This window comes from Mesorhizobium sp. M4A.F.Ca.ET.022.05.2.1 (genome assembly GCF_003998845.1).
In the GTDB taxonomy this organism is placed as follows: domain Bacteria; phylum Pseudomonadota; class Alphaproteobacteria; order Rhizobiales; family Rhizobiaceae; genus Mesorhizobium.
Map to the genome: position 1 here is coordinate 1 of NZ_RZOJ01000256.1, position 8,863 is coordinate 8,863.

7 protein-coding genes and 1 tRNA gene are annotated in these 8,863 nt (G+C 62.4%); 3 read left to right on the forward strand and 5 right to left on the reverse strand.

Annotated features, from left to right (window positions below):
• Nucleotides 1-18: 18 nt before the first annotated feature.
• Nucleotides 19-92 (forward strand) — tRNA-Gln (locus EN745_RS23485).
• A 126-nt stretch (nt 93-218) separates the two neighbouring features.
• Here the strand turns inward: EN745_RS23485 and EN745_RS23490 are convergent.
• Both EN745_RS23490 and EN745_RS23495 read right to left on the reverse strand, forming a co-directional pair.
• The gene (locus EN745_RS23490; protein ID WP_127422381.1) at nt 219-2,588 is read right to left on the reverse strand and encodes a 1-deoxy-D-xylulose-5-phosphate synthase N-terminal domain-containing protein; all 2,370 of its coding nucleotides are present in this window, start codon (nt 2,586-2,588) and stop codon (nt 219-221) included.
• Between the two features lie 12 nt (nt 2,589-2,600).
• Entirely contained in the window at nt 2,601-3,806 is a 1,206-nt protein-coding gene (locus EN745_RS23495) for a methionine gamma-lyase (RefSeq protein ID WP_126054995.1), read from the reverse strand.
• A 100-nt stretch (nt 3,807-3,906) separates the two neighbouring features.
• Here EN745_RS23495 and EN745_RS23500 point away from each other — a divergent pair, with 100 nt between their 5' ends.
• Together EN745_RS23500 and EN745_RS23505 are read left to right on the forward strand one after the other, a co-directional pair.
• Nucleotides 3,907-4,383, forward strand: coding sequence for an Lrp/AsnC family transcriptional regulator (locus EN745_RS23500; RefSeq protein WP_348630972.1), 477 nt, complete (start codon nt 3,907-3,909; stop codon nt 4,381-4,383).
• A 341-nt stretch (nt 4,384-4,724) separates the two neighbouring features.
• Nucleotides 4,725-5,027, forward strand: a complete 303-nt coding sequence (locus EN745_RS23505; protein WP_127407154.1) for a hypothetical protein — start codon at nt 4,725-4,727, stop codon at nt 5,025-5,027.
• Nucleotides 5,028-5,108: 81 nt separating this feature from the next.
• On the opposite strand, the gene EN745_RS23510 is transcribed toward EN745_RS23505, so the two are convergent.
• From EN745_RS23510 to EN745_RS23520, 3 genes are all read right to left on the reverse strand, one after another.
• Nucleotides 5,109-6,974 (reverse strand): bifunctional diguanylate cyclase/phosphodiesterase, encoded by a 1,866-nt coding sequence (locus tag EN745_RS23510; protein WP_245487813.1) that lies wholly within the window; start codon nt 6,972-6,974, stop codon nt 5,109-5,111.
• Between the two features lie 111 nt (nt 6,975-7,085).
• Nucleotides 7,086-7,613 (reverse strand): molybdopterin-dependent oxidoreductase, encoded by a 528-nt coding sequence (locus tag EN745_RS23515; RefSeq protein ID WP_126054998.1) that lies wholly within the window; start codon nt 7,611-7,613, stop codon nt 7,086-7,088.
• A gap of 208 nt (nt 7,614-7,821) precedes the next feature.
• Nucleotides 7,822-8,863, reverse strand: a 1,042-nt coding sequence (locus tag EN745_RS23520; RefSeq protein ID WP_189363138.1) for a molybdopterin dinucleotide binding domain-containing protein, incomplete at its 5' end; no start/stop codon positions are given.

The following is an 8,863-nucleotide window of genomic DNA, read 5'->3' on the forward strand; positions in this document are numbered from 1 at the left end:
GTTACCGACCGCGCCTGCTGGGGAATAGGTTAACGGTAGACCCACGGACTCTGACTCCGTTAGTCCTGGTTCGAATCCAGGTTCCCCAGCCAGATATCTGTCGTGCCAGCTTTGGGTATCCGAGAGCTCGGGTGGTGCGTTCTTGCAGCAACCCTCTACGCGGTGAGATGTGGAACTGCTGAACCTTTCACAGGCTTGCGGCAGGCCGCATCGATTTGTCAGGCCGAAAGCCTGATCGGCCGACCGGGCGCGATGCGGCTTGCGGCTGCGACGATGGCGTCTGCATCGATGCCAAAATGGCGATAAAGATCGCCGATGGTGCCGGTCTGCCCGAAATGCTCTACTCCGAGAGGCACCGTGCGATGTCCGGCCACGGCCCCGAGCCAGGACAGTGTCGCCGGATGGCCGTCGATCACCGTGATCAGCGTGCAATGCGCCGGCAGACGGGCGAGCAGCCGCTCGGCGAGGCTCATCGCCGTGGCGTGACCACGCGCCCTTGCGCGCCGGGCGGCCGTCCAGCCGGCGTTCAGCCTGTCGGCCGACGTCACCGCGAGCACGCCAATGTCGCGTCGATCGCCTCCGATGCGGCCGGCTGCCGCGATGGCCTCTGTCGCGACCGTGCCCTGATAGGCGATCACCACCTCGGCATTCGATCCCGGCTCGCGAAGCCAGTAGGCGCCGTCGATCACACCCTCGGCGAATCCTGGATCGCTGCGGTGCTGCGGTTGCTCCATCGGGCGGGTGGAAAGCCTCAGATAAACCGACCCGCCGGTCTCATCGCGCAGCCAGGTGCGTTCGTTCGGATCGCCCTCGCCGTCGCGCTGGAGATAGTCGAAGCTCCAGTCCATGATGATCGACAGTTCATCGAGGAAGGCAGGCTCGAAAGAGGCCAGCCCATCCTGCGCCATGCCGATGAGCGGCGTGCCGATCGACTGATGCGCCCCCCCTTCGGGCGCCAGCGTCACGCCGGATGGCGTGCCGACCAGAAGGAAGCGGGCGTCCTGATAGCAGGCATAGTTCAGCGCATCGAGGCCGCGCGCGACGAAGGGATCGTAGACCGTTCCGACCGGGATCAGGCGTTCGCCGAACAGCGAATGCGACAGTCCCGCCGCGCCCAGCATCAGCATCAGGTTCATCTCGGCGATGCCCAGTTCGACATGCTGGCCCTTGGGCGAAAAGGCCCATTTCTGCGCCGAAGGAATGCGTTCGTCGCGGAAGGTGTCGGCGCGCGCCGCGCGCGCGAACAGGCCGCGCCGGTTGACCCATGGACCGAGATTGGTCGAGACGGTCACGTCCGGCGCCATGGTGACGATCCGGTCGGCCAACGGCCCGCCCGCCTTGGCGATCTCGTCGAGGATCTTGCCGAAGCCAGCTTGCGTGGACAGCGTCCGATCCGACAGTTTCACCCTTTCCGGGCGCGGCAAAGCGGAAGCCTCGAACCGGCGCCTGCCCTTGGCAAAGAACGGCACGCCGGAGAGGAAGGCACGCAGGCCTGCCTCGTCAGGCACGGCGGCAAAGGCTTCCCACTCCGCGTCCATTGGCACGCCCATGGCGGCGCGGAAGGTCTCCATCTGCGCCGGCGTCATCAGGCCGGCATGATTGTCCTTGTGCCCGGCCAGCGGCGTGCCCCAGCCCTTGATCGTATAGGCCAGGAAAACCGTCGGCCGGTCGTCGTCCGCCGCATCGAACGCCTCGCAGAGCGACGGCAGGCAGTGTCCGCCAAGGTTTTCCATCAGCACTGCGAGTTCCGTGTCGCTGCGGCGGTCCAGTAGTTCCGTGATCGCACCCTGATCGCCAAGATCGTCCATGAGCCGTTTGCGCCAGGCCGCACCGCCCTGAAAAGTCAGAGCCGAATAGAGTGCGTTGGGGCAGGCATCGATCCAGTCACGCAGGGCCTCTCCACCCGGTTCGGCAAAGGCCGCGCGTTGCAGGGCGCCATATTTGAGACGGGCCACCCGCCAGCCGAAAGCGGAAAAGATCGCCTCAATGCGGTGCCAGAGCCCTTCACGCACCACGCCGTCAAGACTCTGGCGGTTGTAGTCGATCACCCACCAGACGTTGCGCAAGTCGTGCTTCCAGCCCTCCTGTAAGGCCTCGTAGATGTTGCCTTCGTCCAGTTCCGCGTCTCCGATCAGGGCGACCATCCGGCCTTCCTTGCCGGCCCAGTCATGGCCGCGCAAATAGTCCTGCGTCATGGAGGCGAAGATCGGGAAGGCCGCACCGAGGCCAACCGAACCGGTCGAGAAATCGACATCGTCGACATCCTTGGTGCGCGACGGATAGCTTTGCACGCCGCCATAGCCGCGGAAATTCTTCAGCTTTTCCAGGGGCAGGTTGCCCATCAGATACTGGACCGCGTGGAACACTGGGCCGGCATGCGGCTTCACCGCTACCCGGTCCTCGGGGCGCAGGGCGTGGAAGTAAAGCGACGTGATGATCGCCGCCATCGAGGCCGACGAGGCCTGATGGCCGCCGACCTTGACCTCCCCCTCGCCCTTGTCGCGCAGATGATTGGCGTTGTGGATCGTCCAGCAGGACAACCACAGAAGCCGGCGATGCAGGGTTTCCAGATGGGCGAGGTCGATCATAGCGAACTCCGATTATGCGGCGAGCGACGCCGGCATCTGCAGCGCCTGCGTGAGGTCCGCCAGGATATCCTCGACCTCTTCCAGCCCGACGGACAGCCGGACCAGCCCCTCGGAAATGCCGTGGGCGGCACGCTCTTCTGGCGTATAGGTCGAATGGGTCATGGAGGCCGGATGCTGGATCAGGGTTTCGGCGTCGCCCAGGGAGACGGCGCGCCGGATCAGTTCGAGGCGGTTCATCATCGTGCGACCTGCTGCCAGTCCGCCCTTCAGCTCAAAAGCGATCATCGCTCCGAAGCCGGGCATCTGCCGCTTGGCAAGGGCATGCTGCGAAGAACTTTCCAGCCCGGGATAATAGACCTTGGCCACCGCCGGGTGGCTCTCCAGCATTCGTGCCACCGTCATGGCACTTGCGCAATGCCGTTCCATGCGCAGCTTCAGCGTCTTGAGACCGCGCAGAACCAGCATCGCATTGAAGGGAGCCATGACCGCGCCGGTCATGTCCTTCATGCCGACCAGGCGAACCTGCGTCATGTCTTCGGCCCTGCCGACAGCGATGCCACCGACGAGATCACCGTGCCCGCCCATATATTTGGTAGCGGAATGCACGACGATATCGGCGCCGAGTTCGATCGGCCGGGTTAGCACCGGTGTAGCGTAGGTGTTGTCGACGATCACCTTGGCGCCGTGCGCCTTGGCGATCGCGGACACGGCAGCGATATCGACGAGCCGCATGTTCGGATTGGCCGGTGTTTCGAAATAGACGATCCGGGTCCGGGGCGAGAGCGCGCCACGCAACGCTTCCGGATCGGTCAGGTCCGCATGAGTGATGGTGATGCCGAATTTCGCCAGGCCGTGGCGCATGAAGGCGAAGGTGCAGCCGTAGAGCGTGTTGTCGGTGATGATCTCGTCGCCGGGAGACAGGAAGGTCCAGAACACCGAGCAGATGGCGCCCATTCCCGAAGCCAGCGCAACTCCCGCTTCGGCGCCTTCCAGGTCGGCGCAGCGGCGCTCGAGGAGATCGAGCGTCGGGTTCGAGATGCGCGAATAGATGTGCCCCGGCGCCTCGCCGGCAAAGAGTGCGGCTCCTGCCTCGGCGCTGTCGAAGGCATAGGTCGAGGTCAGGTGCAGCGGCGGCGTGAGTGCACCCTCATGCTGCGCCGGATCATGGCCAAGGTGAATGGCGCGGGTGGCAAAACTGGCGGGCTGGCGGGGGTTCATGGCGACCTCATGGCTTGGGACGGCCTGAATCTTTGCATCGAGCGTCTGGCAGGTGCTGCCAAATAATGCCATTATGCCTCATAAAATTGGAATATAACGATTGTCCAATCCGAAAATGAAACAAATAGATGCCAAGGATCGCCAGATCGTCCGGGAGCTGCAGCGCGATGGCCGGCTGACCAACCAGGACCTGGCGGCACGCGTGAACCTCTCTCCGTCCCCGTGCCTGCGACGGGTGCGCCTGCTTGAAGAGGCTGGCGTAATCGTCGGCTACTCCGCGGATGTCGACACGCGGGCCTGCGGTTTTCAGATCACGGCCTTCATCCGCATCGCCCTGCAACGGCATGAACGCGAGGCCGTCGAGCGTTTCGAGAAGCGCATACATGACGCGGACGAGATCCTCGACTGCTTCCTGCTAACCGGAGAGGCGGACTATCTCCTGCGTGTCGTCGTGGCGGACCTCGACGAATACGAACATTTCGTCCGCAACCGCCTGCACGGCATTCCGGGCATTGGGTCCATCACGACGAGCCTCGTCTACGGCACCGTCAAGTCGTCCCGGGTCTTCCCTCTATAGCGCCATTGGCGTCAGGTCCCGTCTCGGCTCTGAAGCTGGACGGCAACGAGCATCCACTACCTCGCTCCCTCATTGAGCACTCGCAATTTCGACTGGAGGAGCAAGACAGAAAGTTCGAAAAGCTTCCAGGAACCCCAGCCAGCTATCTGCCCTCCCTTCACGCCTTCGTTGGCTTGGACACCGCCGCAAGCCGGGTGCTATGCGCTTACATTAGCAATCAACGATATATTAACAGCTATGATGCAGCCTTTCCGTATCGGGCGACGGGAACCAACCCTCCCCCATCGACGATCCGGCATCTTATGTGTGCCGCGACGTTCGACCGATGCGGAGCAAAACGCATGAGTGTCGAAACAGCACTGGCGCAGCTGCTGCGCATGATTCACGGGCGGGCTCTGAATTTGGCGACGTTGCCAGACGATGAGAGAGATCTGCACTACGATCGCATCCGCCTGTCATGTTGCGGGGCCGCCGAGCAGATTGGCCAAAGCCCCGACAAGGCAGCCATCACGGCAAACAGCGTGGTCGAATTTACTCGCGCAATGGTCGGGATCATCGAGACAGGCCGCGGGGCAAGCGCTGAGCGAAGCGCCAATCGGCCACGGGGTGAGAGTTCGAAAGTGTGGCCGGGACGGCCGCACTAGGCGTGGTGGCCTTCGCTTTCATAGCGCCGGCTCTCGAAGGTCGACGCTTCACGGAAGTCTAGAATCGGGCCCAGGCTGCGATCAAGCCGAGAGGTTCAGCTTGGACCTGGCCTTGGCCTTGAGGCTGCCTCGCCGCGCAATCAGGTGATTTGTCAGCAATTTCTCGTCGATCGGTTCCGACATGAAAAACCCCTGGGCGCCGTGGCATTGTTCGGCGATCAGGAAAGCCAGTTGTCCTTCGGTTTCCACCCCCTCGGCCATGACAGTCAGGCTGAGAGAGTTGGCCAGCGCGATAATTCCTCCGACAACGTCCTGCTTTTTCCTGGATGATTCCAGATCGTTCAAGAACGATCGATCGATCTTCAGCTGATTGAGGTCGAGATCGGCAAGGTAGCCGAAACTCGAATATCCGGATCCAAAATCATCGAGCGCCAAACTGACCCCGAGATTGCGAATCTTCGACAATGTGTTCAACGCATCCTTGCTTTGGATGAAAACCCCTTCCGTGATTTCCAACTGCAGGCGCGACGGCGGCAATCCCGTTTGCAGCAGCACCTCCGCGAGGTGCACGAAAAATCCATCGTCCTGCAGGGTCTTGCCCGAGACATTGACCGCGCAGATGAAATCGGCGGCGGAAATCGACATCCACTGCACTGCCTGCGCGCAGGCCTTGCTCAGCACGATCTTGTCGATTTCCAGGATCAAATCACTCCGTTCCGCGGTCGGAATGAATGAGTCAGGCAGGCGCACCGTTCCCGAAACGCGGTCGCGCCATCTGACCAGGGCTTCGGCGCCGATCATACGCCCCGTCGCCAATTCGAACTGTGGCTGCCAAACCAAGAAATACTCATCGGCGTTCAGCGCTTGCTTGATCGCCGCCTCCTCGCCCAACTGCGCATCAATCTGGCTGAGGATAGCAGGCGAGAACGTCACAAAGCCGGACCGTCCTTCCGCCTTCGCGGCATAGAGCGCGCTGTCGGCGTTGCGCAACAAGGTGGAGATATCCGAGCCATGATCCGGGAAAGACGCCATGCCGATGCTGGCGCCGATGCGCACCTGGTGACCGTCCAGATCGGCAAACCGGTTCAGCTGCTCGCGCAGACGATGGCCGAGATCGTCCGAATGCCCGATCGCCATGACGGCGAACTCGTCTCCTCCCAGGCGGACGGCGGCCACTTCGCCTGGCCGTTCGACCGACTGCAAGGTCTCGGCAACGGCCTTCAGCAGCAGATCGCCAATGTGATGACCGAACGTGTCGTTGACGCTCTTGAAGTGATCCAGGTCGATCAGGAACAGCCGGAGCGGCTTGCCGGCCAGCCTTGCCCGCTCCAGCAGCCCGTCTCTGTTGGCGGACATCCAGGCGCGATTCTTCAACTCGGTCGTCGCATCGCGCCAGGCGAGAAATTCCAGCTTGCTGATGGTTTCCCGTCGGCCGATGAGCAGCACGGCGGTTCCGATCGCAAGCGCCGACAATACCGTCAAGGCAAAGGCAATCTGGTAGTTGAACCTGTTGAGGTTCTTCTCGGCCACATAAAGATCGACGTTAACTTCTTCCCCATATTTGTAGTATTCGTCGTTCATGCGAGCGACGATCTGGTCGAGCTCAATTCCCAGTTCTTTCAGGCTGTTTTCATCGAAAGGCAAGCCGGCCGCAAGGATGGCATCGATCCGCTTCACAGCGTCATTGACCTGCGGCACGATACCGGCGTAGGCAGGGATTTCGCTAATCGTGTCGCCGCCGTCGATCCGCTCGAAACGGATGTAGACCAGATCGTTTGCGGCCGCCAATTGCTCAAGACTTTCAGGCGAACCGGCGGCCAGCTGGGCAAGTGAAACCATATCCCGCAGATGCGTCACGTCGCGTATCGCAATGTGGAACTCGCGAATGGCGAAGAAGCCGAAACGCGGCATCGCGCTCTCGATCTTGCTGACGCTCGTGAACAGCACCGCGATCAAGATAGCTGAGCAGACGGCTGCCGATGCAGCCGCGGCTACGTAGGTTACAGGAAGCCGCCAGGCTTTGCTTCTAGACCACATGGCTGGACGTAAGGCGGAGGTTCAATTGCCAGGGGCCATCGTTTTTATCAGCCAGATCCATCGAGGTTTGCGAACTGGCGTATCGAAGGCCGGATAGTCATCGAGAGGGTAGATCAGCCGCGTGGGACCTTGCGTGCGCCGCGTCAACAGCTTGCCGTCCTGGCGAGTGGCAAGAAGCAGGGGACCTTCGATCCAGTCTTCCTTCGGGATTACCTGCACATAGTCGTCCACCGCCCGCAGGACGACTGACGATTCACCCTCCAGTCCGACCAGCTTGACCACATCCCGGAACAGAACGCCCTGAAACGCAAGTTGCCCTTTTTCAAAGGGACTTGGGGTGGAAACGCTGTAAAGGCCGAGCTTTTCCAGCTGTCGCAGCGTGACCGGGATCGATTCGCCGTTCTTCTCGACATTGAAAGCAACGGTATCGGGAGGATCCGGATATTTGGCCGGTTCCATGGCGAATGCCGGCAGCATGCCGATTGCCGAAATGACCAGAACAATCAGGATCCGATCAAGTGCAGATAAACTTCTCTCGAGGATCGACACAACGCAGTCCTTTCCATTTCCATGGCCAGTACCAACCGTTGCCGGCTCGCCGATACTGTCGGCGGAGTTGCCATCCTTCCATCGAATGTTTATTTTTCAGTTAGCTTTTGGTTGCAGCGGGCGTCGTTGCTGATGGCCGATGCAGGCTAACCAACGCCCATCGAAAGCATATCAAGGAGCTGGGCGCCAAGCCGGGCCGTCTCGCACGCTACTCCGCCGCCTGCACCCTGCCCGCTCCGATGATGGCGCGAATTTCGGCGCGACAGGAGCCGCAATTGGTGCCGGCCTTGAGCACTTCACCAACGGCCCCGACGGTCGAGCAGCCAGCCCCCACAGCCGCCGCGATCTGGTTGGCGCCGATGCCGAAGCAGGAGCAGACGATCGCGCCGATATCCGGCCGGTCGGCGCCGGCGCGGCCGGCGACAATGCGGAAGCGCTCGCGCTGGCCGGCGTGGGCGGTTTCGAGCTGCTCGGCCGCCCAGCCGCGTGAGACAGCGACCGGGCCGGGTGCGACGAACAGGGCGCCGGCAAGGCGCTCGCCTTCAAAGGCGGCGATGCGGTGCTGGCCGGCGTCGCGGTCGTGATAGGCGAGCAGCTCGGCCTCAGGCGACACGAACAATGACTGGGCAAAATCTGGCCAGTCGATGTTTTCGTCGGCAAAAGCGAGCTCCACCCGCCAGCCGCCCTTGCAGCGGGCCACCGCCCAATAGTCGGCGGCGATGACCTCGGGGCGTTCTCGCATCACGGCGAAGCCGAAGGCTCTGGCGGCGAATTTCTCGATGCGCACCGCGACATGCTTCAGCGCCGGCTGGCCGGAAACAGGGTCGGCGAGCGCCGCGGTCAGGGCGTCGAGACGTCCCTTGGCCGCGAACTGGTCGGTCCAGTGCATCGGCGCGAAGACGCTGCCGCGGCGCTGGCGGGTCGTGATCAATGCGCGAACCAGGACGGCGCCGCGCGGGCTGGATAGGCGCACGATGTCGGCGTCGCCGATGCCATGGTGCTGTGCATCGGCCGGATGGATTTCGACGAAGGGCTCGGCGATGTGCTGGGAAAGACGCGGGCTTTTGCCGGTGCGCGTCATCGTGTGCCAGTGGTCGCGGATGCGGCCGGTGTTGAGGATCAGCGGGTAGTCGGGCGTGGTGCGGGTGTCGGTTGAGACGCGGATCGGGATGAAGCGGGCCTTGCGGTCGGGCGTGTAGAAGTTGCCGTCGGCGAAGAAGCGAATGGGCTGGCGCCCAGTCGTACCGACC